This window comes from Streptomyces sp. NPDC014891 (genome assembly GCF_043081085.1).
GTDB lineage: Bacteria > Actinomycetota > Actinomycetes > Streptomycetales > Streptomycetaceae > Streptomyces.
Genome location: NZ_JBIBWF010000009.1, coordinates 315,825 through 338,528 on the forward strand (window position 1 = coordinate 315,825; position 22,704 = coordinate 338,528).

The 22,704-nt window shown below is 75.8% G+C and carries 17 protein-coding genes and 1 pseudogene; 8 read left to right on the plus strand and 10 right to left on the minus strand.

Translation table 11 applies throughout. The features are described from left to right. The first annotated feature begins 46 nt into the window (after window positions 1–46). Together ACF09E_RS26005 and ACF09E_RS26010 are read left to right on the plus strand one after the other, a co-directional pair. A complete protein-coding gene (locus tag ACF09E_RS26005; RefSeq protein WP_392207476.1) occupies window positions 47–979 on the plus strand; it encodes a 5-dehydro-4-deoxyglucarate dehydratase in 933 nt (310 codons plus the stop codon). Window positions 980–1,011: 32 nt separating this feature from the next. After that, entirely contained in the window at window positions 1,012–2,148 is a 1,137-nt protein-coding gene (locus ACF09E_RS26010; protein WP_392207632.1) for a hypothetical protein, read from the plus strand. Between the two features lie 207 nt (window positions 2,149–2,355). Here the strand turns inward: ACF09E_RS26010 and ACF09E_RS26015 are convergent, their stop codons facing one another. Then, complete coding sequence (locus ACF09E_RS26015) at window positions 2,356–3,075, minus strand: GntR family transcriptional regulator (RefSeq protein ID WP_392207478.1); 720 nt, start codon at window positions 3,073–3,075, stop codon at window positions 2,356–2,358. Between the two features lie 213 nt (window positions 3,076–3,288). Between ACF09E_RS26015 and ACF09E_RS26020 the strand changes: the two genes are divergently transcribed. Further along, window positions 3,289–4,545: an amidohydrolase gene (locus ACF09E_RS26020; protein WP_392207480.1), complete on the plus strand. Its 1,257-nt coding sequence runs from the start codon at window positions 3,289–3,291 to the stop codon at window positions 4,543–4,545. Then, on the plus strand, window positions 4,542–6,011 hold the full coding sequence (locus ACF09E_RS26025) for an APC family permease (RefSeq protein ID WP_392207482.1): 1,470 nt from the start codon (window positions 4,542–4,544) through the stop codon (window positions 6,009–6,011). Before ACF09E_RS26020 ends, ACF09E_RS26025 begins: the two co-directional genes overlap by 4 nt. 62 nt (window positions 6,012–6,073) lie before the next feature. Here the strand turns inward: ACF09E_RS26025 and ACF09E_RS26030 are convergent, their stop codons facing one another. The 7 genes and pseudogenes from ACF09E_RS26030 to ACF09E_RS26060 form a co-directional block, all read right to left on the minus strand. Continuing rightward, window positions 6,074–7,270: an amidohydrolase gene (locus ACF09E_RS26030; RefSeq protein ID WP_392207484.1), complete on the minus strand. Its 1,197-nt coding sequence runs from the start codon at window positions 7,268–7,270 to the stop codon at window positions 6,074–6,076. Window positions 7,271–7,508: 238 nt separating this feature from the next. Next, complete coding sequence (locus tag ACF09E_RS26035) at window positions 7,509–10,292, minus strand: SpoIIE family protein phosphatase (RefSeq protein ID WP_392207486.1); 2,784 nt, start codon at window positions 10,290–10,292, stop codon at window positions 7,509–7,511. Continuing rightward, window positions 10,289–12,355 (minus strand): SpoIIE family protein phosphatase, encoded by a 2,067-nt coding sequence (locus ACF09E_RS26040; protein WP_392207488.1) that lies wholly within the window; start codon window positions 12,353–12,355, stop codon window positions 10,289–10,291. Before ACF09E_RS26040 ends, ACF09E_RS26035 begins: the two co-directional genes overlap by 4 nt. A gap of 100 nt (window positions 12,356–12,455) precedes the next feature. Further along, window positions 12,456–13,655, minus strand: coding sequence for an MFS transporter (locus ACF09E_RS26045; RefSeq protein ID WP_392207490.1), 1,200 nt, complete (start codon window positions 13,653–13,655; stop codon window positions 12,456–12,458). Between the two features lie 128 nt (window positions 13,656–13,783). Beyond that, the gene (locus tag ACF09E_RS26050) at window positions 13,784–14,227 is read right to left on the minus strand and encodes a hypothetical protein (protein ID WP_392207492.1); all 444 of its coding nucleotides are present in this window, start codon (window positions 14,225–14,227) and stop codon (window positions 13,784–13,786) included. Window positions 14,228–14,401: 174 nt separating this feature from the next. Next, window positions 14,402–15,850, minus strand: coding sequence for a peptidoglycan D,D-transpeptidase FtsI family protein (locus tag ACF09E_RS26055; protein ID WP_392207494.1), 1,449 nt, complete (start codon window positions 15,848–15,850; stop codon window positions 14,402–14,404). 97 nt (window positions 15,851–15,947) lie between these two features. Further along, window positions 15,948–16,460, minus strand: a pseudogene (locus tag ACF09E_RS26060) (LuxR C-terminal-related transcriptional regulator); the annotation flags it as partial. A gap of 101 nt (window positions 16,461–16,561) precedes the next feature. On the opposite strand from ACF09E_RS26060, the gene ACF09E_RS26065 reads away from it, so the two are divergent. Beyond that, entirely contained in the window at window positions 16,562–17,059 is a 498-nt protein-coding gene (locus ACF09E_RS26065) for a cupin domain-containing protein (RefSeq protein ID WP_392207496.1), read from the plus strand. Between the two features lie 80 nt (window positions 17,060–17,139). On the opposite strand, the gene ACF09E_RS26070 is transcribed toward ACF09E_RS26065, so the two are convergent. Beyond that, on the minus strand, window positions 17,140–17,910 hold the full coding sequence (locus ACF09E_RS26070; protein WP_388802670.1) for an IclR family transcriptional regulator: 771 nt from the start codon (window positions 17,908–17,910) through the stop codon (window positions 17,140–17,142). A gap of 146 nt (window positions 17,911–18,056) precedes the next feature. Between ACF09E_RS26070 and ACF09E_RS26075 the strand changes: the two genes are divergently transcribed. Further along, the gene (locus tag ACF09E_RS26075; protein WP_392207498.1) at window positions 18,057–19,556 is read left to right on the plus strand and encodes an aldehyde dehydrogenase (NADP(+)); all 1,500 of its coding nucleotides are present in this window, start codon (window positions 18,057–18,059) and stop codon (window positions 19,554–19,556) included. A 71-nt stretch (window positions 19,557–19,627) separates the two neighbouring features. Here ACF09E_RS26075 and ACF09E_RS26080 read toward each other — a convergent pair whose 3' ends face one another. Further along, window positions 19,628–20,992 (minus strand): MFS transporter, encoded by a 1,365-nt coding sequence (locus ACF09E_RS26080; protein ID WP_392207500.1) that lies wholly within the window; start codon window positions 20,990–20,992, stop codon window positions 19,628–19,630. 183 nt (window positions 20,993–21,175) lie between these two features. Between ACF09E_RS26080 and ACF09E_RS26085 the strand changes: the two genes are divergently transcribed. Next, complete coding sequence (locus ACF09E_RS26085; RefSeq protein ID WP_392207634.1) at window positions 21,176–22,153, plus strand: GlxA family transcriptional regulator; 978 nt, start codon at window positions 21,176–21,178, stop codon at window positions 22,151–22,153. A gap of 6 nt (window positions 22,154–22,159) precedes the next feature. After that, on the plus strand, window positions 22,160–22,636 hold the full coding sequence (locus ACF09E_RS26090; protein ID WP_388802680.1) for a GNAT family N-acetyltransferase: 477 nt from the start codon (window positions 22,160–22,162) through the stop codon (window positions 22,634–22,636). The last annotated feature ends 68 nt before the right edge of the window (window positions 22,637–22,704 follow it).

Genomic DNA, 22,704 nt, shown 5'->3' on the forward strand with positions numbered 1-22,704 from the left:
CTGTGCACGAGATGGCCCTGTACGACGGACTTCCCCGGGAGCGACCGTGACCCCTGCCCCCCTCGCCGGCCGGCTCGACGGCCTGCTGTTCTTCCCCGTCACCGCCTTCGCGCCGGACGGCTCCGTCGACCTCGACGCCTTCCGCGCCCATGTACGCGCGGGCGTCGAGGCCGGGGCGGCCGCCGTCTTCGCCTGCTGCGGGACCGGCGAGTTCCACGCCCTCGCCCCCGAGGAGTTCCGGGACTGCGTCGCCGCCGCCGTCGAGGAGACCGCCGGCCGCGTCCCCGTCGTCGCGGGAGCCGGCTACGGCACCGCCCTCGCCGTCCGGTTCGCCCGGCTCGCCGAGGAGGCCGGGGCCGACGGCCTGCTCGCCATGCCGCCGTACCTGGTGGTCGCCGACCAGGCCGGACTGCTCCGCCACTACACCGAACTCGCCGCCGCCACCTCCCTCGACGTCATCGTCTACCAGCGCGACAACGCCGTCCTCGCCCCGGCCACCGCCGTCGCCCTCGCCCGCACGGACGGGATCATCGGCATCAAGGACGGCCTCGGCGACCTCGACCTCATGCAGCGGATCGTCAGCGCCGTCCGCGCCGAGGGACTCGACCTGCTCTACTTCAACGGCCTGCCGACCGCCGAACTCACCGGCCCCGCCTACCGGGGCATCGGCGTCACCCTCTACTCCTCCGCCGTCTTCTGCTTCGCGCCCGACATCGCGCGCGCCTTCCACCGCGCGCTGACCACCGGCGACGACACCACCGTGAACCGGCTCGTCGACGTCTTCTACCGGCCGCTCGTCGAACTCCGCGCCCAGGGGGCGGGATACGCCGTCTCGCTCGTCAAGGCCGCGGTGCGGCGCGCGGGGCCGGACGTGGGGCCCGTGCGGCCGCCGCTCAGCGAGCCGGCGCCCGAGCACGTCGACGCCCTCGTGCTGCTCGTCGAGCAGGGGCGGGCCGCCCTGAGGGAGCTCGGCGCGTGAGCGGGGATCCGGCGCCCGCCGGGCCCGGCGGCATCCGCGCGGGGGCCTTCGTCTACCCCTGGGACGTCGACGGCGACCCCGCCGCACCGGGCCTGCTCGCCGGCCTCGGCCTGGCCCAGGTCACCCTCGCCGCCGCCTACCACTCCACCCGGGCCCTGACCCCCCGCCACCCGGCCCACCGGATCGTCACCGCCGCCCACACTGCCGTGCTCTACCCGCCGGACCCGGACCGCTGGGCCGGGCGACGCCTCCGCCCGTACCCGGCGGGGGAGTGGGCCCCCGGCGACGCCTTCGGGCGGGCCGCCGAGGCACTCGCCGGCACCGGCCTCGAGGTGCACAGCTGGGTCGTGCTGGCGCACAACTCCCGCCTCGGCGCCGACCATCCGGAGACCTCCGTCGTCAACGCCTACGGCGACCGCTACCCCTGGGCGCCCTGCGTGGCCCGCCCCGAGGTCCGCGCCCTGCTCGTGGACCTGGCCGCCGAGGCGGCCGTACGGCCCGGAGCCGCCGGCACCGAGCTGGAGTCCTGCGGCTGGTACGGCCTCGCCCACCTCCACGCCCACGACAAGACCGGCGGCGCCGCCCTCGGCGAGCGCGAGCAGTACCTGATGTCGCTCTGCTTCTGCCCCTCCTGCCGGGAGGGGTACGGGGAGGGCGGCGCCGATCCCGACGAACTGGCCGCCGCCGTGCGGGGCGCCCTGGAGCCGGTGTGGGCCGCGTCCGCCCCGGCCGGCGGGCTCGGCGTCCCGGAGGGCCCGGCGCTGGCCTGGCGCGCGCGGACCGCCCGTGCCTTCCAGGAGGCCGCCGTGACCGCCGTACGGACCGCGGCCCCGCCCGGCTTCCGGGTCCTGCTGCACGCCGATCCCGATGCGTACCGCTGCGGCGCCGACGCCGGAACGGACCCGGAGCACGTCTTGGGCCTCGCGGACGGGGTGGTCGCCCGGCCGCACCGGCTCGCCGGGTTCGCGGCCCACGCGCGCGCGGACTCCGTGATCGCGGCCAACCTGAACGTCGTCACCGGCATGGGCGGTGCCCCCGACCGGCTCGCCGACGAGGCCGAGCGGGCCCGCGCCGCCGGAGCCACGGAACTCCGGCTCTACCACGCGGGCCTGGCCCCGGACGAGGACCTGGCCGCGGTCCGCACCGCCCTGGCGGGACTCGCCGGCTAGGACCCGGCCACGCCCTCGTCCCGCACGACACCCCGGACCGGCTCCGCGGTCGGACCCGCGCGGGACGCCGCTGCGCACGGGGCGGACCCGTGCCCGAACCGGAGCAGGGCCCGGGCATCCATCCGCCGGCAGGCCGCCGGACGGTCAGGCCGCCGCGTGGACCGCCGGACGGTCGGGGCGCCGCCGGACGGTCGGCGCGCCGGAGGGTCAGGGCGCCGGGTGGGCCGCCTCCTCCGGATCCGCCGGGTCCGCGGCCAGCAGGCGGGCCGCGGACGCCCGGGTGTCCGCGACGTGCGCGCGGGCCAACGCCTCGGCCCCCTCCTCGTCGCCGTCGCGGACGGCCTCGTAGAGCCGCTCGTGCGCCCCGCACATCGGCTCGCCGTCCGACTGCGCCGAGGTGAGCCGGAAGAGCCGCCGCAGCCGGGAGTCGAGCGGCGCCATCAGGTCCACCAGCAGCGGGTTCCCGGACAGTTCGACGATCTGCCGGTGGAAGTCCGCGTTGAGGGAGACGGCCTCGCGGAGCCGTCCGGACTCCGCGGCCCGCCGCGCCCGCGCCAGCAGCCGCTCCAGCTCCCGCAGCCGGGCCGGGCTCGCGTACCGGGCGGCGAGCCGCGCGGCCAGGCCCTCCAGGTTCTCGCGCACGTCGAAGAGGTACTCGGCGTCCTCCGGGCCGAAGTCCGCGACCACCGAACCCCGGCGCGGCTGCACCGAGAGGAAGCCCTCCGACTCCAGCCGCTGCATCGCCTCGCGCACCGGCACCCGGGAGACCCGCAGCTCGTCGGCGATCTCCCGTTCCACGAGCCGCATGCCCGCCGGGTACTCCGCCTCGATGATCCGCTCGCGCAGCTCCACGTAGACCCGCTCCCGCAGGGACTGGTGGGTGTCCCCGACGGCGGCGCCTCGGGCGGCGGGGCGGTGGACGGTCATGGGGGCGGCTCCCGTCGGGTGGCTGTCGTGCTCCCTCGATCTTCGCAGACCCCGGCGCGCGGGAACCGGCCGCCCCGGTCCGGGTGAGTTCACCTCCCGCAGACCGTTGCCTGGTATTCGGTATACCAGCTACCTTGGCGCCGCACCGCGCTCACCAGGGGAGACCCGGCCACGGCCCCCTCGGAGGCGTACACAATCCGCGAAGGAGAAGCCATGAGCGAGGCCCCCGCCCCGCCGTCCCCCGCACCCGACGGGCCCACCGCGCTCGTCCGCGGCACGCTCCCCGACGGCCGCACCGCCGACGTCCACCTGCGCGACGGCCGCGTCCACGCCGTCGAGGACCACGACCCCGGCCGCCCCGTCCCGCCCGGCGCCCTCGACCTCGGCGGCGCGCTCCTGCTGCCCGCCCTCGTCGACGGCCACGCCCACCTCGACAAGACCCTCCTCGGCGCACCCTGGCGCCCGCACCGCGCCACCGCCGACCTCCGCGAGCAGATCGCCGCCGAACGCGCGTCCCGCCGCACCGAGGAGGTGCCCGTCGCCGAGCGGGCCGCCGCCCTCGCCCGCCGGATGGTCTCCCTCGGCACCGGCCACGTCCGCTCCCACGTCGACGTCGACCCGGACACCGGCCTCGACCACCTGCACGCCCTCCTCGGCGTGCGGGAGGACTTCCGCGACCGGCTCGGCATCCAGCTCGTCGCCTTCCCGCAGAGCGGGGTCGTCACCGCACCCGGCGTCGCCGACCTCCTCGACGCGGCCCTCGCCGACGGCGCCGACCTGATCGGCGGCCTCGACCCGGTCGGCTTCGACGGCGACGCCGACGGACAGCTCGACCTCGTCTTCCGTCTCGCCGTGCGCCACGGCAAGGGCGTCGACCTGCACCTCCACGACGGCGGCGAGACCGGCACCGCCCAGCTGCGGGACATCGCGGCCCGCACCGCCGCGCTCGGCCTCGGCGGCACGGTCGCCGTCAGCCACGCCTACGCCCTCGGCGACGTCGACGACGCCGAACTCGACCGCACCTGCGCGGCCCTGGCCGCCGCCGGGGTCGCCATCATGACCAACGGCCCCAGCGGTCCCATGCCGCCCGTCCTGAGGCTGCGCGAGCACGGCGTCCGGGTCTTCGCGGGCTCCGACAACATCCGCGACACCTGGTGGCCCTACGGCACCGCCGACATGCTCGAACGCGCCACGATCATCGGCCTCAGGGCCGGACTCATGACCGACGCCGAACTCGCCGCCGCCGCCTCCCTCGTCACGGACGAGGCCGCCGCCGCGCTCGGTCTCACGGCCCACGGCCTCACCCCGGGCAGCCGCGCCGACCTGGTCGCGGTCGCCGCGGGCTCCCTCGCCGAGGCCGTCGCCGCCCACCCGCGCCGACTGCTCGTGCTGCACGGCGGCCGCGTCGTGGGCCCCTTCGCGGACGACACCTACCCCGCACCCGTACCGACCGCAGGAGCAGCGGGATGAGCACCGGAACCACCCCTCGGACCACCCCGCCGACGGCGCCGCCGGGCGGCAGGCTCGCCGCCGGCCGGATCGGCACCTTCGACCTCGTCTTCTTCGTCGTGGCCGCCGCCGCGCCGCTCACCGTCCTCGCCGGAGTCGCGCCCTTCGCCATCGGGATCGGCGGCCCCGGCGCCCCGCTCGCCTACCTGGTCTCCGGCGCCCTGCTGGCGCTCTTCGCCGCCGGGTTCACGGCGATGAGCCTGCACGTCCGCAACGCCGGAGCCTTCTACGCGTACGTGGCCCGGGGCCTCGGCCGGACCCTGGGCGTCGGCACCGCGTACGTCGCCGTCGTCTCGTACAACCTGGTCACGCCCGGGGTCGCGGCCGCCTTCGGCTACTTCGCCGCGGGCTCCGTCCGCGACTCCACCGGCGTCGACGTGCCGTGGTGGCTGCTCTCCGGGGTGTGCGTCCTCGCGGTCGGCGTGCTCGGCTGGCTCAAGGTCACGCTCAGCGCCAAGGTCCTCGGCGTCGCCCTGGTCCTGGAGGTCCTCTCGCTCGTCGTCATGGACGGCGGGATCCTCGGCGAGCGGGGCACGGCGGCGCTCGACACCGCCTCCTTCGCGCCCTCGACACTCGCCGCCGGCGGGGTCGCGGGAATGTTCGTGCTGGTCATCGGCGCCTTCACCGGCTTCGAGGCGACCGCCATCTTCGCCGAGGAGGTGCGCGAACCGCGCCGCACGGTCCCCCGCGCCACGTTCATCGCGATCGGCTTCCTCGCGGTCTTCTACTCGCTGGGCTGCTGGCTGATCATGGGCGCCTTCGGCACCGACCGGGCGGTGGAGCTGGCCCGTGCGGCCGGCGGGCCGGAACTGACCTTCCGGGCTGCCGAGACGTACGCGGGGCCCTGGCTGGCGGACGCCATGCACGCGCTCATCGTCGTCAGCGCCTTCGCCGCCACCCTCGCCTTCCACAACGCCGCCGCCCGCTACCTCTACGCCCTCGGCCGCGAGGGGCTGCTGCCGCGCCGGCTCGGCGCGGTCTCCGGCCGGCACGGCTCGCCCACCGGGGCCGTCGCCGCCCAGACCGCCTTCAACCTGGCGGTCGTCGCCGCCGGGGCGCTCCTCGCCGCCGACCCCTACGGCGAGGTCTTCCTCTGGACCAACAGCGTCGGCGTCCTCGGCATCATGGGCATGCAGGCCCTCGCCGCCCTGGCCGTCTGGGCCTACTTCCGCCGCGACCGCCACGGCCTGTCGGCGGCCCGCGTGGTCTGGGCCCCGCTCGTCTCCTGCGCAGGGCTCGCGGTCCTCACCGTCCTCGCGGTGGTCCACTTCGACCTGCTGACCGGCCGCACCGGCGCCGTGAACACGGCCCTCCTGGTCCCGCTGCCCGCCGTCCTGGCGGCCGGGCTCCTGGTCGCCCTCCGGATCCGCCGCACGGACCCGGAGCGGTACGCCGCCCTGACGACGGTCGACGTGGAACGCGACTGACCCGGCACGCCCCGGCGGGGGCGGGACGGCACCCGCCCGGGGCCGCCGGGGCGTGCCGGGTCTCAGACCAGCCGTCCGTCCCTCGCCACCACCCGGCCGGCCCGCACCACCAGGTCGCGGGCCGGGAGGTCCACCACGACCTGGGCGAGGCACTCGCCCCCGACCAGCATGAAGTCGGCGGGGGAGCCGGGGCGCAGGTCCGCCGCCGGGAGGCCGAGGAGGGCCGCGCCCCCGTCGGCCGCCAGACGGAAGCAGGACTCCAGCTCCTCGTCGAGCCGCAGGTCGAGGGCCCAGGCCGCGAGCCAGGCGCGGTGCAGCATGTCCGCGTCGCCGAACGGGCTCCAGTTGTCCCTGACCCCGTCCGAGCCGAGGCCGACCCGCACCCCGCGCTCGGCGAGCCGCCGGAAGGGCAGGATCGTCGTCACCGACAGGGCCACCGTCGTGAGCGCGATGTCCGCCTCCGCGAGCAGGTCGGCCGTCTCGTCGAGCTCACGGCCCGACAGGCCGGCCACGGCGAACGCGTGCGCCACGCTCACCCTGCCCCGCAGGCCCAGCGCGCGCGTGCGGGCCGCGATGTCCCGCAGCGGTGCCAGGCCCGGCTCGCCGCGGTCGTGCAGATGGATGTCGAGTCCCAGGCCGTACCGCTCCGCGAGGGCGAAGACCGTGTCCAGCTGCTCGTCCGCGCCGCCCGCGTCGAAGCCCGCCGGGTCGATCCCGCCGATGTGCGTCACCAGGCCGCTCGCCGCCGCCTCCGCGAGGAGCTCGGCCGCTCCCGGCGTCCGGACGACGCCGTGCTGGGGGAAGGCGACCAGCTCCACGTCCACGATCCCGGCCAGCTTCGCCGCCGCGTCGGCCACGCCCTCGATCCCGGCGAGCCCGTAGGCCGGGGCCACGTCCGCGTGGGCGCGCATCGCGCGGGTGCCCCGGGTCGCCGCGTGCGCCATCAGCCGCAGCGCCCGCTCGCCCACCGGGGTCGGCAGGGCGCGGGCCAGCTCCACGTCCCCGGCGACGTACTCCGCGATGCCCTCCGCCGGCCGCCTGCTGCGCCAGGGCTCGCCCCAGGACGTCTTGTCGGGGTGGATGTGCGCGTCGACCAGGGTGGGCAGCGCGAGCCGTCCGCCGCCGTCGACCCGTTCGACGACGGCGCCCGCCGGGACCTCCGGCACCAGCAGGCCGTCCACGGCGATCAGGTCGCCGGCCGGCCCGCCGAAGGGCCGTACGTCGTGGAACAGGGTCGCGGTGCGGGGCGGCGGGGTCACGGGGTCTCCTCGGAGCGGTCGGCGGTCGGCGGTCGGCGGTCGGTGGTGGGTGGTGGGTGGTGGACCGGCCTGGGATGGGCGTGAGTGCGAGGCGGGCGTGAGCCTTAGGCGTACGGGAAGGGCCCGCGCTGCGGGAGCGCCTGGCGGGCACGGCACTCGCACCGCCCCCTGGTATACCACGAGGCCTCCAGACGTCCCGACCCGCCACCGGCCCCTCGCCGCCGCCGGCGACCCCGCCTCACCAGGCCAGATCCTCCAGCGCGTCCAGGTCCGGCACCGCCGCCTCGCTCGGCTCGGGGTCCTCGGCGCCCACCCGCAGCTCGGCCCAGATCGTCTTGCCGCGCCGCCCGTACCGGGTGCCCCAGCGGTCCGCGTACTGCGCCACCAGGTACAGCCCGCGGCCGCCCTCGTCCGTCGCCGCCGCGTGCCGCAGGTGCGGCGAGGTGCTGCTGCCGTCCGACACCTCGCAGATCAGCGTCCGGTCGTGGAGCAGCCGCACCCGGACCGGGTCCGCCCCGTACCGCACCGCGTTCGTGATCAGCTCGCTGAGGACCAGCTCCGCCGTGAACGCGAGCCCGTCGAGCCCCCAGTCCGACAGCTTCTCGGCCGCCGCGTTCCGCACCGGCGAGACCGCCGACGGATCGCGCGCCACCTCCCACTCCGCGATCCGCTCGGGGTCGAGCAGTCGCGTGCGGGCCACCAGGAGCGCGATGTCGTCGCGGGGCGAGGGCGACAGCAGGGTCGCGAGGACGTCCGCGCAGGTCTGCTCCGGGCTCCGGTCCGGGCGGGCCAGCGTGGACCGGAGCATGCCCATGCCCGTGTCGAGGTCCCGCCCCCGGTCCTCCAGGAGACCGTCGGTGAACAGCACCAGCTTGCTGCCCTCCGGCAGCAGCAGCTCCGTCGCCTCGAACGGCACGTCGCCCAGACCGAGCCCCAGCGGCAGACCCGGCGACAGCTCGGGGAACTCCACCCGCCCGTCCGAGGCCACCAGGGCCGGACCCGGATGGCCCGCGCTCGCCACCGTGCACATCCCCGACGCCGGGTCGTAGATCGCGTACAGGCAGGTCGCGCCGGTGATGCCCTCGTCCCGCCGCCGCTCGCCCTCCGGCCCCTCCGACTCCCGGTCGTCGATCCGGCCCGTCAGCTCGTCCAGGTGCCCGAGCAGCTCGTCCGGCGGCACGTCGAGCGTCGAGAAGTTGTGCACCGCCGTCCGCAGCCGCCCCATGGTGGCCGCCGCGTGCAGCCCGTGCCCCACCACGTCCCCGACGACCAGCGCCACCCGCGCCCCCGGCAGCGGGATCACGTCGAACCAGTCGCCGCCCACCCCCGCCTTCGCCGGCAGGTAGCGGTACGCCACCTCCACCGCGCTCTGGTCCGGCAGCACCCGCGGCAGCAGGCTCCGCTGGAGCGTCACCGCCATCGCGTGCTCCCGGGTGAACCGGCGCGCGTTGTCGATGGCCACCGCCGCGCGGGCCGCGAGCTCCTCCGCGAACGACAGGTCCTCGTCGCCGAACGGCTCCGGGGTGTCCGCGCGCCAGAAGTTCGCCATCCCCAGGACCACCCCGCGGGCCAGCAGCGGCACCGTCAGCAGCGAGTGCATCCCGTACGCGAGGGCCTGCGCCGCCCCCTCCGGGTCCTGCTCCCGCCAGCCCTCCGCGGAGGCCAGCTCCGCCTGCGCCATGGCGTGCCCGGCGCTCAGGGCCGTCGCCATCGGGGTGCTGGGGACGTCGAACCGGATGGTGTCCCCGACCGGCTGCAGCGGCTGGTCGGGCCGGAGTCCGCTCAGCGCGGTCCGCCGCATCTCCGTGGTCTCCGACGCGGACGCCGGCGGCTCCTCGCCCCGCAGCACCGGTTCGAGCAGCTCCACCGTCGCGAAGTCCGCGAACCGCGGCACCGCGACCTCCGCCAGCTCCTCCGCCGTCCGCACGACCTCCAGGGTCGTCCCGATCCGCACGCCCGCCTCGTACAGCAGCTGGAGCCGGCCCCGGGCCACCGCGGCCCGCCCGGTCAGGGCGGCCAGCTCGGTCGTGTCCCGCATCGTCATCACGCAGCCGGACTCCCGCCCGGCGGGCAGCGTGGGCCGCACGCTCACCGCGAGCAGCCGGTCGCCCGCCCGGTGCACCTCGTCCGTCGCCGACCGGCCCGACTCCAGGAGCTCGACGGTCCGGGCGTCGAGACCGAGCTCCGAGACGTGCCGCCGCTCCGCGTCGGACGTGAGGCCGAGGAGGCGGCGCGCCTCGTCGTTGGCGAGCAGCAGCCGGCGGTCCGGGCCCACGATCAGGACCCCTTCGCGCACCGCGTGCAGGACCGCCTCGTGGTGCTCCTTCATCCGGGTCATCTCGGCCGGCCCCAGGCCGTGGGTCTGCCGCCGCAGCCGCCGGCTCACCAGGGCGGCCCCGCCCACGGCGAGCACCAGCGCGCCCGCGGCGGCCCCGATGAGCAGCGGCAGCCGGTTCCGCACGGCGTCCGAGATGCTCTGCACCTCGACCCCGCTGGTGACCATGCCGATGATCCTGCCCCGGTCGTCCACGACCGGGACCACGGCCCGGACGGCGTCGTTGGGCGCGCCCCGGAACAGCTCCGTGTAGGACTCGCCGTCCACCACCGCCCGGCTGAGGTCGCCGGTGGCCTTGGTGCCGATCAGCTCCGGCTGCGAGTCGGTGTACCGCACGCCGTTCAGGTCCAGGACGGCGATGAAGTCCACCCCGGTGGCCCGCCGGGTCTGCTCCGCGCGCTTCTGCAGCACGGCCGTGGGGTCGGGCGAGGCGAGCGCCGCGTCGATGCCGGGGGCCTTCGCGAAGGCCTCCGCGACCGCCAGCGAGCGGACGCTGGCGTCCCGCTCGGTGTCGCTGCGCGCCTGGTAGAACGTCACGAACACGGCCGCCGCGATCACCAGGAGCGCGATCAGCGCCTCCAGGGCGAACACCTGCCCGGCCACGCTCCGCAGCCCCGTCCCGCGGCCCTCGGCGCGCTTCCCGCGCTTCCCGGCCCCCTTCCCCCGCGGCCCCTCCCGGGCCGTCATCCCGTGCTCCGCGCGATGAGCAGCGCCACGTCGTCCGGGGCGCCGGGCCGGCGCAGCGCCCGGAGGATCTCGTCGCAGGTCTCCTCCAGGGGGCCCCGCATGTCGTCGAGGAGGCCCACGAGCAGCGCGAGCCGCTCGTCGATGGCCTCGTGCCGGGTCTCGATCAGCCCGTCCGTGTAGAGCACGAGCCGGTCCCCGGGACGGAACGGCACCCGGGTCGTACGGAACGTGCCGCCGCCCACGCCGAGCGGGACTCCCGGCGGCACGGTCAGCAGCTCGGCCGGGCCGTCCACCGGGACCCGCACCGGCGGCAGATGTCCCGCGTTCGAGATCCGGCACCGGCCGAGGGCCCGGTCGTGCACGGCGAAGAGGCAGGTCGCGATGTAGTGCTCCAGGCCCGCCGTGATCCGGTCCAGGTGCCGCAGGACCTGGGCGGGCGACAGGTCGAGGTCGGCGAAGGCGCAGGTGGCGGTCCGCAGCCGGCCCATCGTCGCCGCCGCGTCGATCCCGCTGCCCATCACGTCCCCGACGACCAGCGCCGTCTTGTCGTCGGGCAGCGGGATCACGTCGTACCAGTCGCCCCCGACCTCGCTCGACGCCTGCGCGGGCTGGTAGCGGGCCGCGACCTCCAGGCCCGCCCGGGCCGGCGGGGCGGCGGGCAGCAGGCTGCGCTGCAGGGTCACCGCCGAGTTCCGCACGCTCTGGTACCAGCGGGCGTTGTCGATGCTGACCGCCGCGCGGGCCGCGAGCTCCGTCGCCAGCAGCACGTCGTCGCCGTCGAAGGGCAGGGCGTTGCGGTCCCGCTTCAGGTCGAGCGCGCCGAGCACCTCGCCGCGCGCGATCAGCGGCACCGCCAGGTACGAGTGCACCCCCGCCCGGGCGAGCAGGTCCGCCGCCTCCGGGTTCCGGGCGATCCGGGACAGGTCGCCGGGGCCGACGTGCTCCACGAGGACCGGAAGGCCGGTGTGGACGCACCGGGTGACGAGCCGGTCCGCCCCGTACATGGTGATCGCCCCGGGCGGGTCAGCCGCCGGCAGCGCGTCGGTCCGCGCCGCCGCCTTCACCGCGAGCGCCCGGAACAGCTCGGGCCCCTCCTCGGGCGCGCCCGGCCTGCGCAGGGCGAGGACGGAGTCGAGGACGTCGACGGCGGCGATGTCGGCGAGCTCCGGAACCACCACCGAGGCCAGTTCGTCGGCGGTCCGCTCCACCTCCAGGGTGGTGCCGACCCGGGCCGAGGCGTCCGCGATGAGCGCGAGCCGCCGACGCGACCGGTCGGCGTCGGCGTCCGCCAGGTGCCGCTCGGTCACGTCGATCACCGAGGCGGCCACGCCCAGGACCCGTTCCTCCGCACCTTCCAGGCGGTAGAGGGACACCGACCAGGCGTGCTCGCGCTCCGGGTCGCCGGGGGTCCGCCCGACGGTGGAGTGGTCGAGCAGCGGCGTGCCCGTGGCGAGGACGGTGCGCAGCGCGTCCTCCAGGGACGCGGCGTCGATCCCCGGCAGCATGTCGCCGATCCGCCGTCCGACGTGCAGGGCGGCCGGGATGCCGTTGACCCGTTCGAGGGCCGGGTTCACCAGGACGTAGCGGAGGTCCGTGTCGAACACGGCCAGACCGATGGGGGACTGGGACACCAGCCGGTCGGAGAGGGCCAGCTCGGTCTCGATGCGCTCGACGGCCGAGTGGTCGGCGGCGATCCCGAGCGCGTAGAGGCCGCCGAGGTCGTCGGTGAGCCGCATGTTGCGGAACTCGACGGGCCGCACCCGGCCGTCCTTGTGCCGGACGGGGAAGGTGCCGGCCCAGGTGGTGCCCTCCCGCAGCACCTCGCCGAAGAGGCGCATCGCCTCGTCGCGGTGGTCCGCGTCGACGACCAGCCGGGCCATGTACTGGCCCAGGGCGTCCTCCGCGCCGTAGCCGAAGAGGTCCTCGGCCTGCGGGCTCCAGAGCACGATGCGCCCCCGCGCGTCGATGACGACGGCGGCGACCCCCAGGACGTCGAGAAGGCCCTTGCCGTCCAGGGGCACACCGACCCGCCCCGTCGTCCCCGGGAAGGAACCGGCCGTCACGCTGCCCTCCTCCCGCCGCGCCGTGCCTCCTTCCATGCTCGCCGCCCACCGGGCCCCCCGCACCGCGAGCGCACCCGGGGAGCGGGTCCGCCCGGAGCCCTCAGCCGACCGGCACGGACGGGTCCGGCAGGTCCGCCTCCCGGTCCCGCCCGCGGCGCCGTCCCCGTACCGCGACCGCCGCCGCCCAGCCCGTCCCGGCGATCGCGAGCAGCGGCAGCAGGACGCGGACGTCGACCAGGGCGACCAGGCCCGCGCCGAGGGCGAGCGCGAGCGCGTTCGGCGCCATGACCAGCGTGTGCGCGGTGGCCGCCACCCGCCCGACCGCCGTCGCGGGCGCCACCCGCTGTACGGCCGTCGCCACCGCCACCAGCACCCACGGCAGCCCGAGGCCGATCACCGCGCTCGCCGCCAGGGCCGTCGCCTCGTACGGCAGCGCCCGGACCCCCGCCGCGACCGAGAACAGGGCGAGACCGCACACGGCGAGCGTCCGCTCGGACATCCGGCGGAGCAGCGGCCCGGTGAGCAGGCCGGCGAGGACCGAGCCGGCGCCCTGCACGGCGTAGAGCACGCCCGCGTAGGCCGGGGCGTGTCCGAGCCCCCGGTCGACGACGGCGTAGACCGCGGCCCCGTTCACCCCGGCGAGCAGCATCGTGAACGCGCCCGTCGCGACCAGCGGCCGCAGCACCGGCGAACCGCGCAGCAGCCGGGCGCCCTCGGCGGTCCCCCGCCGTCCGTTCCCGGCCTCCGGGCGAGCCGGGCGTTCCTCCCGTACGGGCATCAGGGCGAAGAGGCCCGCGGCGAGCGCGAAGCTGGCCGCGTCGAGCAGGGCGACGGTCCCGCCGCCGTACGCGGCGAAGAGGCCCGCCGCCACGAGCGGGGCGATCAGCTTGGTCGACTCGTTGGCGGTCATCCGCAGTCCGTTGAGGGCGCCGAGCCGGTCCGCGTCGGCGGCGGTCGCGACCAGGGCCTGCTCCGCCGCCTCGTGGACGGCGCCCTGCGCCCCGTAGAGGACGAGGACGGCGAAGAGCAGCCAGACCCGGTCGGCCGAGTCCACCCACAGGAGGACCGGGAGGACCGCGGCGGCCGCCAGGTCGAGGGCGACCAGGAGCGGCCGCCGCCGGACCCGGTCGGCGAGCGTGCCGAGCAGCGGCCCGAGGAGGACGGGAGCCCAGAGGGCGAAGGCGGCCAGGGCCGCGAGACTGTCGGAGCCCGTCAGCGACTTGACCCAGATCCCGGAGACCATCCACATCGCCGTCGTACCGAATCCGGACACGAGGACACCTGTCAGATACCAGCGCATGGGCACAGGCTGGTCTCTGAGGCGGCCCCGGCGGATCGGTCATCTGCCCTAGAAGACCCGCGCCGCGGAGTGCCCCCGACGGCCCGCCCCGGACGGCCCGCCCGGGACGCGCCGCTGCGGCGACCGCGTCAGCCCGGGTGGCCGGCGGCCGTCACCGCGTCGGCTCCGGCCCTCCGCTTCTCGCGCCACAGGGCCGCCCCCGTCACCACCGCGCCCAGGCCCTCCCACAGGCCCACCCCCAGGAATCCGGCGGGCGCGCGGCCGCCGACGACCGCGAGGGTGAAGACGGCGCAGGTGAGGAGCCGGAAGGGCACCGTCCAGAGGAAGAACGGCTTCCAGTCGGCGAGCGCGGCCAGGACGTAGTAGACGCCCATGTTGAGCGCGGCCATCGAGGAGGCGGTGAGGAAGACGAGGGTGTGGTCCCCGTCCGCGCGCGCGGAGCCGGGCACCGGCTCGAAGCCCATCACCGTGAGCAGCGCGTCCGGGACGACCAGGCCGACCACGCCCAGTGCGGCGGCGAGGACGCCGAAGACCGCGATCGTCCAGCCGGACAGGGAACGGGGCAGGCGCACGGCGGTCCTCCGCGGGAGCAGGTTCAGTGAGGCGAATGCGTGCTCGGACAGGAGCGTGACCCTGCATATCGTGTGACGGGCCCCGACGGCCAATCGGGGCCCGCTCCACGTCACTTCACGGAGTCACCGGCCGCGGCCGCCCACCCCGGCCCGCCCGCCTCCCGGCGGCCGGCCTCACTTCAGGGCCGCCGCCATCATCTTCTGCGCCACCGGGGCCGCGAGACCGTTTCCGCTGACCTCGGACCGGGCCGCGCCCGAGTCCTCGATCAGCACCGCGACGGCGACCTGCTTCCCCGTGGAGGGGTCCTTCGCGTACGAGGTGAACCAGGCGTACGGCGTCTTGCTGTTGTTCTCGCCGTGCTGCGCCGTGCCCGTCTTGCCGCCGACCTCGGCCCCGCGGACGGCCGCGTTGGTGCCGGTGCCCTCCTCCACCACGGTCCGCATCGCGCTCCGCAGCTGCCCGGCGGTCGACGACGAGACGATCCGCTCGCCGCCGCCGTCCTCGAACCGCGTGAGCGGGTCGCCGTCGGAGTCGACGACCTCCGAGACCATGTGGGGCGGGGCGAGCCGGCCGTCGTTGGCGATCGCCGCCGACACCATCGCCATCTGCAGCGGGGTGGCGGTCACGTCGAACTGGCCGATGCCGGTCAGCGCCGTCTGCGCCTCGTCCATGCCGGAGGGGTACCCGCTCGCGTAGGCGCGGACCGGGACGTCGAGCTCGTCGTCGTTGAAGCCGAACCTCTCCGCCATCGCCTTCACCTTGTCCTGTCCCAGGTCGGCCGCCATCTTGGCGAAGACGTTGTTGCAGGAGTAGCGGAGCGCGGTGCGGATCGTCGCGTCCTCGCAGGGCGCGGACGCGTTCTCGTTCTTCAGCACGGTCCGGGTGTTCGGCAGGGTGTAGGGGTCGGGGCTCTCCGTCGCCGTGTCCACCGAGCCGTACAGGCCGTCCTCCAGGGCCGCCGCGGCCACCACCAGCTTGAAGGTGGAGCCGGGCGGCAGCGGCTGCCGCAGGGCGCGGTTGACCAGCGGCTTGTCCTCGTCCGCCATGAGCGCCTTCCAGGCGTCCCCGTCCGTGGTCCCGGCGATCTTCGACGGGTCGTAGGACGGGGTGGAGACCATCGCGAGGACGCGGCCGGTGGCCGGGTCGAGGGCGACGGCCGCGCCCTTCGTGTCGCCGAGGGCCCGGTAGGCCGCCTTCTGCACGTCCGGGTCGATCGTGGTGACGACCGTGCCCGGCTTCTGCTGCTTGCGCGTGACGGCGTCCAGCGGGTTCTTCAGCCGGTCGTCGGTGCCGTCGAGGACGTCCGCGTAGATGCCCTCCAGCTGGGTGGCGCCGTAGGCCTGCGAGCTGTAGCCGGTCACCGCCGCGTACAGCTCGCCGTCCTCGTACGTCCGGCGGTAGTCGAGGTCCGATCCCTCCGTCCTCTTCGAGCCGGTGACCGGCGAACCGGCCACGACGATGTTCCCGAGCGGCTGCGCGTACTGCGCGATCGTCTTCCGCCGGTTGTTCTTGTCGTCCGCGAGCGCCTTCCCCTCGTACGCCTGCACCCAGGTGGCCCGGCCCAGCAGGGCGAGCACCAGGAGCAGCACGAAGACCGAGGTGCGCCTGATCGTCTTGTTCATCGCACCTGTGGGGACGAACGGGCCGGTGGGGGACGTTCCGGATGTGGCCGGATTCTCAGCCAACGTTCATCGTCGGCGGGTCTCCGTGTGGCCGCCGTCACCCCGTCCGGACGAATCCCGACTCGTACGCCAGGATCACCGCCTGCGTCCGGTCGCGGGCGCCCGACTTCGCCAGGACCGCCGCCACGTGCGTCTTGACGGTGGCGGCGCCGACCCCCATCCGGCGCGCGATCTCCGCGTTCGTGAGGCCCGTCGCCACCAGGCGCAGCACCTCGGCCTCCCGCTCGGTGAGCCGCGCCACCCAGGGCGGTGCCACCGGCGGGCGGTTGCGGGCGTGCTCGGCGGCCAGGCCCCGCACCGCCGCGGGGTAGAGCAGCGAGTCGCCGCGGGCGACCAGCCGGACCGCAGCCACCAGCTCCTCCTCCGCCGCCCGCTTCAGGAGGAAACCCGCCGCGCCGACGCGCAGCGCGTCGTACACGTAGGCGTCGTTCTCGAAGGTGGTCACCACCACGATCCGCGGGGGCCCGTCCGTCCCCGCGAGGATCTGCTCGGTGGCCCGGATCCCGTCGATCTCCGGCATCCGCACGTCCATGAGGACGACGTCCGGCCGCTCGAGGGCGGGGAGACGACGGAGGGCGCAGGAATTGACCCACGATATTGCCGCCGGATTGCACCCGTTCCCGAGGTCAATGGCCGCCTAAAGTAGTGATCATGAACGAGAACGCGCCTTTCGCCCCGCTCCTGACCCGCGCCGCCGCCGCCGAGACCACCGCGGACCCGAGCAGCGTGATGACCCTCCTCGCCGACTCCGACACCACCGGCGGCCTGCTCACCAGCTACCGCTCCACCTTCGCCGAGGGTGCGGTCGGCGCGCCGGCGCACTTCCACACCAAGGCGTCCGAGATGTTCTTCGTGCTCGACGGCTCGCTGCAGGTGCTCGTCGGCGAGGAGCTGTCCGTCCTGGAGAAGGGGGACTTCCTGCTCGTGCCGCCGCACACCCCGCACGCCTTCGCGGCCGCGCCCGGCGCCGAGGCGGACGTCCTCTTCGTCTTCACCCCCGGCATGGCCCGATTCGACTACCTGCGTCTGCTCGGCCGCGTCATGCGGGGCGAGGCGGGCTTCGAGGAGATCAAGGCGTCCTCGGAGCAGTACGACAACCACTACGTGGACAGCCCGGTCTGGCAGCGGGTGCTCGCCGAGCGCGGCTGACCCCTCGGGGCGGAGGCGGCGTGTCGCCGGGCCGGCCCCGCGCCGCTCCGAGGCGGCGGGTCGCCGGATCGGCCCCGCGCTCAGAGGCGGCGGGTCGCCAGGGTCAGCCGGTCCCGGGCGTCGAAGAGCGCGTCCTTGATCATCTGCTCGTGGGCCGGGGTGAGCCGCGCCACCGGCACCGAGCAGCTGATCGCGTCCCGGGCCGGGGTCCGGTACGGGATGGCGACGCCGAAGCACCGCAGCCCCAGCGTGTTCTCCTCGCGGTCCACCGCGACGCCCTGCTCCCGGATGGCGTGCAGCTCCTCGATGAGCTGCTCGCGATCGGTGAGGGTGTGCTCGGTCAGCGCGGGGAGGGTCTCCGGGAGCATCTTGCGCACCTGCTCGTCGGTGTGGGTGGCGAGCAGCGCCTTGCCGAGCGAGGTCGAGTGGGCGGGCAGCCGGCGCCCGACCCGGGTGAAGGGCCGCAGGTAGTGCTGGGACTGCCGGGTCGCCAGGTAGACCACGTTGGTGCCGTCGAGCCGGGCCAGGTGGATGGTCTCGGTGGTGTCGTCGGAGAGCCGGTCCAGGGTGGGCCGGGAGGCGGCCACCACCTCGTCGCCGTCGATGTACGAGGTGCCGACGAGCAGCGCCCGCACCCCGATGCCGTACCGCGTACCGGTGGCGTCCGTCTCCACCCAGCCGAGTTCGACCAGGGTGCGCAGCAGCATGTACAGGCTGGACTTGGGGTAGCCGACGGCCTCCTGGACGGCGGCGAGCGAGTGCATCCCCGGGCGTCCGGCGAAGTACTCCAGCAGCTCCACGGTCCGCACCGCGGACTTCACCTGCGCTCCGCCCGCGTCGGCAGTCGCCATGACCCTCGCCCCTTTTCGTCGTGCGCTCCCCTGGCCGGCCGACCGGACAGGGCCCCTTGTGGAGACGGCCGGGCCGTCCCTAGAGTCCCGTACGGATGCGTTCATCCACGAGAACTGTGTTCAGAATAGCGAACAGGGGCGTGGCGGTGGCGGCAGAACCAGTGTGGAGTGTGGACCCCCGGACGGGGAAGCCGCGCGAGCAGGTCGCGGTGGAGGCCGCGGCGGAGGACGTCGACCGGGCCGTACGGGCCGCGCACGCGGTCCGCGGAGCGCTCGCCGACCGGACCGCACGGGCCGCCTTCCTCCGGGCCGCGGCCGACCTCCTCCAGGAGGCCGGCGACGCGGTCGTCGAGAGCGCGGACGCCGAGACCGCCCTCGGCCCGGTCCGCCTCGCCGGAGAACTCGCCCGGACCACCGCCCAGTTGAGGGCCTTCGCCGAGGTCGTCGACGAAGGCTCCTTCCTCGACATCCGGATCGACCGGCCCGACCCCGCCGCCGTGCCGCCCCGCCCCGACCTGCGCCGCTGGAAGATCCCGCTGGGCGTCGTCGCCGTCTACGCCGCGAGCAACTTCCCGCTCGCCTTCTCCGTCCCCGGCGGGGACACCGCGAGCGCCCTCGCCGCCGGCTGCCCCGTGGTCGTCAAGGCCCATCCCGACCACCCCGCCACCTCCGCGCTCTGCGCCTCGCTGCTGCGCGGGGCCGCCGCCGCGACCGGGCTCCCCGAGGACGTCCTCGTCCTCGTCCACGGCTTCGACGCCGGCGTCGCCCTCGTCCGCCACCCGCTCGTCGCGGCCGCCGGATTCACCGGATCGGTGCGCGGCGGCCGGGCCCTCTTCGACGCGGCCGCCGCCCGCCCCGTCCCCATCCCCTTCCACGGCGAACTCGGCTCGCTCAACCCGGTGGTGCTCACCCCCGCCGCCGTCGACGAGCGGGCCGAGGAGATCGGCGCCGGACTCGCCGGCTCCATGACCCTGGGCGCGGGCCAGTTCTGCACCAAGCCCGGCTTCGTCCTGGCCCCCGCGGGCGAGGCGGGCGACCGGTTCGCCGGAGCGCTGGCCGAGGCCCTGGGGGCCGTCGAGCCGGCCGTCATGCTCGACCACCGGATGCGCGACCACTTCCTCGCCGGCACCGGCGAACTGGCCCGGATCCCCGGCGTCACCGCACCGGTGAGCCCCGCCGCCGGCGGGCCGCACACCGTCACGGCGGGCTTCCTCACCCTCGACGCCACGACCCTGCTCGACGGCGACCACCCCGCCCTCGTCCAGGAGCTCTTCGGCCCGGTCACCGTCGTCGTCCGCTACGGCTCCCGCGCGGAGATCACCGAGGTCCTCTCCCGGCTGCCCGGGAGCCTCACCGCCACCCTGCACACCGCCGAGCGGCACGAGGACGGGGACGCGGCCCCGCTGCTCGCCGAACTCACCCCGCTCGCGGGCCGCGTCCTCGTCAACGGCTGGCCGACCGGCGTGGCCGTCGCCGCCGCCCAGCACCACGGCGGCCCCTACCCGGCCACCACCTCCACCGCCACCTCGGTCGGCGCGACCGCGATCGAGCGCTGGCTGCGCCCGGTCACCTACCAGTCGACCCCCGACCACCTGCTCCCGCCGGAACTCCGCGACGGCAACCCGCTGGACCTGCCCCGCCGCTGATTCCCGGTCACCGGCCGTCCCCCCCCGACGCGCGCCACGAACCTCCCGAGGTGCGCGCCGGGCCCCGCCGCTCACGCGCGGCGGCCCGGCAGGAACAGGGAGGCCAGCGTCGTCAGGGCGAGGAGGGCGGCGCTGATCAGCAGGCTCGGGCGCAGGGCCGCCTCCGTCGAGGCGGCCGCCATCGAGCCGAAGACCGCGATCGCGAGCCCGCCGGCCGTCTGCCGCGCCGCGTTCAGCAGACCCGCCGCGGTGCCCGCGCGGTCCGCCGGGACCGCCTCCATCATCGAGGCGATCAGCGGGGGCAGCGAGAAGCCGGCGCCCAGGGCGAGGGGGATCAGGAGCAGGGCCTGGGCCACCCGCGGGGTGTCCGCGTCGACCGCGAGCAGCCCGAGCAGACCGGCCACCGCGACCGCCTGGCCGAGGACGATCGGCAGCCTCGCCCCGCGCCGCGCCGCCACCCTCGCCGACAGGACGTTCACCCCGGCGAGCAGCCCCGTCATCGGCAGGAACATCAGCCCCGCGGCCAGCGCCGAGAGCCCCAGCACCTGCTGGAAGAACAGGCTGAACACGAACAGCATCCCGTAGAAGGCCACGCTGTTCGCCGAGCCCGCCGCCACCGCGACCGCGACCGTCCTGTTCCGGAACAGGCCCAGCGGCACCACCGGGTGCCTCCGCCGCGCCTCGACGAGCAGGAAGGCGGCGAACGCCACCCCGGCGAGTCCCAGCGCCCACCGGCCCTCCGTACCTCCCTCGATGGCCGCGAAGGTCAGCGCCCCCAGCGCCACCACCGCCGTCAGCTGACCCGGCAGGTCCAGCGGGGCGGGCCGGCGCTCCGAGCGGGCCACCCGGGTCAGCAGCGCCAGCGCGAGCAACCCCAGCGGCAGGTTGACGAAGAAGATGCCCCGCCAGCTCCACGCCGTGGTCAGCGCCCCGCCCGCGACCGGGCCGAGCGCCACCGCGACCGTGCCGCCGGCCGCCCACAGGGACACCGCCCGCGCCCGCCGTCCCGGGTCGCCGTACGCCTCCCGCACGAGCGCCAGCGAGGCCGGCAGCATCACCGCCGCCGCCACGCCCTGCACGGCCCGCGCCGCCAGCAGTGCCGGGAGGTTCGGGGCCAGTCCGCAGGCCGCCGAGGCGAGGACGAAGACGACGACCCCGGCCCCGTACGCCCGGCTCGCCCCGACCCGGTCCGACAGCGCCCCGCTGGAGAGCAGCAGCGCGGCGAAGGCCAGGGTGTAGGCGTCGACCACCCACTGGAGGCCCGACATCCCGGCCCGCAGGCCGGCGCCGATCGCGGGCAGGGCGACGTTCACGACGGAGGTGTCGAGGGTGATGAGGGCGAAGCCGAGCATGGCGGCGGCCAGGGCGGGGCCGGGGGAGGACCGGGCGGGAGCGGGGACGGCGACGGGGGCCTGGGCGAGTTCTGTCGTGGGCATGCACCCAGCTTCATGATCGGCGGAGCCGTACAGTAGTGGCCCGAATGCCATATGCCCGGAGGTTCTGGCCACATGACAGCCGAGTCCGCGTCCGCGTCCCGCGGGGGTTCCGCCCCCGCCCCGCCGTCCGCACGCCCGCCCCGCGTCCGCCGCGTCGCCGTGATCGCCGCCCCGCCGGTCTCGATGTTCAACCTGGCCATCCCCGAGATGCTGTTCGGCAAGGTCGAGATCGACGGCGCTCCCGGGTACGAGACGGTCATCTGCGCCCCCGACCCCGGCCCCGTCCCCACCACCGGCGGCCTCGACCTCCTGGTCCCGCACGGCTTGGACGCCGTCGAGGGGGCCGACACCGTGGTCCTCGCGGGCAGCGGCTCGTACACCGACCCCGACCCCCGCATCCTCGCCGCGCTGCGCGGCGCCGCCGCGGACGGCAGCCGGATCGCCTCCATCTGCACCGGCGCCTTCGCGCTCGCCGAGGCCGGACTGCTCGACGGGCGGGCCGCGACGACCTACTGGGCGTACCGCTCGCTGCTCGCCGCCCGGCACCCGGCCGTCGACCTCCAGGACGACGTGCTCTTCGTCCAGGACGGCGCCGTCCTCACCTCCTCCGGATACGCCGCCGGCATCGACCTCTGCCTGCACGTCATCCGCACCGACTACGGCGCCGCCGTCGCCAACACGGTCGCCCGGCTCGCCCTCGTCGCGCCCGTACGGCCCGGCGGGCAGACCCAGTTCACCCAGACCCCGCTGCCGCCCGAGCGCGGCGCCTCCTTCGCCGCCACCCGGGCGTGGGCCATGGAGCACCTCGACGAACCGCTCGGGCTCACCGACCTCGCCCGGCACGCGGGCGTCTCCGTCCGCACCCTCTCCCGCCGCTTCCACGCCGAGACCGGCGTCAGCCCGCTCCAGTGGCTGCTGCACCAGCGGGTCGAGCGGGCCAAGGAGCTCCTGGAGACCACCGCGCTCCCGATGGACGGGGTGGCCCGCGCGAGCGGCCTCGGCACGGGGGACTCCCTGCGCCGGCACCTGCTGGGCCGCACGGGCCTCACCCCGAGCGCCTACCGCTCCTCCTTCAACCGCCTCCCGGGCGCCGCCACCGCCCTCCCGGCGGCCGGACCCGCGGAACCCGCCGCAACCGAGGGGCCCTTCCGGGCGTCCTGAAGAACCATGATCCGACTCGCCACCGCCGCAGACCTCGACGCCGTCGTCGCCCTCCACACCGAAGCCCGCGCCACGTACTACCGGGGCCACATCCCCGACGCCGACTTCCTCGGCCCCGAGGAGGTCGCCCGCTCCCGGGCCGGCTGGGCGGCCGCCGTCGAGCGCGGGGCGGTCCTCTGCGCCGAGCGGGACGGCGAGATCGCGGGCATCGCGGCGTCCAGGGAGAGCGACGGCGTCACCCACCTCACCCAGCTCCACGTCCTTCCCGCCCGCTGGCGCGCGGGCGTCGGCACCGAGCTCCACACGGCCTGCGTCGACCGCTGGCGGACCGCCGGCGTGCCCTGGGCGCGCCTGGAGGTCTTCGAGAAGAACGAACGCGCCCAGGCCTTCTACGCCGCCCACGGCTGGGTCCCCGACCCGGAGACCCCGCGCGACGGCGACCACCTCGTGCTCCGGCTCACACTGGCGCCCGAAACGGAATGAAATCCGCCGGCGGGGTCGTTCTCGACCAGGAACACCCCGAACACCCCGCCGTCGAACCCCGGAGAGAA

What these genes read in the sequence shown, in the direction of transcription:
- ACF09E_RS26015 (WP_392207478.1), bottom strand. Translation starts at nt 3,075, where the DNA reads ATGACCGTCCACCGCCCCGCCGCCCGAGGCGCCGCCGTCGGGGACACC.
- ACF09E_RS26020 (WP_392207480.1), top strand. Translation starts at nt 3,289, where the DNA reads ATGAGCGAGGCCCCCGCCCCGCCGTCCCCCGCACCCGACGGGCCCACC.
- ACF09E_RS26025 (WP_392207482.1), top strand. Translation starts at nt 4,542, where the DNA reads ATGAGCACCGGAACCACCCCTCGGACCACCCCGCCGACGGCGCCGCCG.
- ACF09E_RS26035 (WP_392207486.1), bottom strand. Translation starts at nt 10,292, where the DNA reads ATGACGGCCCGGGAGGGGCCGCGGGGGAAGGGGGCCGGGAAGCGCGGG.
- ACF09E_RS26045 (WP_392207490.1), bottom strand. Translation starts at nt 13,655, where the DNA reads ATGCGCTGGTATCTGACAGGTGTCCTCGTGTCCGGATTCGGTACGACG.
- ACF09E_RS26055 (WP_392207494.1), bottom strand. Translation starts at nt 15,850, where the DNA reads ATGAACAAGACGATCAGGCGCACCTCGGTCTTCGTGCTGCTCCTGGTG.
- ACF09E_RS26065 (WP_392207496.1), top strand. Translation starts at nt 16,562, where the DNA reads ATGAACGAGAACGCGCCTTTCGCCCCGCTCCTGACCCGCGCCGCCGCC.
- ACF09E_RS26070 (WP_388802670.1), bottom strand. Translation starts at nt 17,910, where the DNA reads ATGGCGACTGCCGACGCGGGCGGAGCGCAGGTGAAGTCCGCGGTGCGG.
- ACF09E_RS26080 (WP_392207500.1), bottom strand. Translation starts at nt 20,992, where the DNA reads ATGCCCACGACAGAACTCGCCCAGGCCCCCGTCGCCGTCCCCGCTCCC.
- ACF09E_RS26085 (WP_392207634.1), top strand. Translation starts at nt 21,176, where the DNA reads ATGTTCAACCTGGCCATCCCCGAGATGCTGTTCGGCAAGGTCGAGATC.
- ACF09E_RS26090 (WP_388802680.1), top strand. Translation starts at nt 22,160, where the DNA reads ATGATCCGACTCGCCACCGCCGCAGACCTCGACGCCGTCGTCGCCCTC.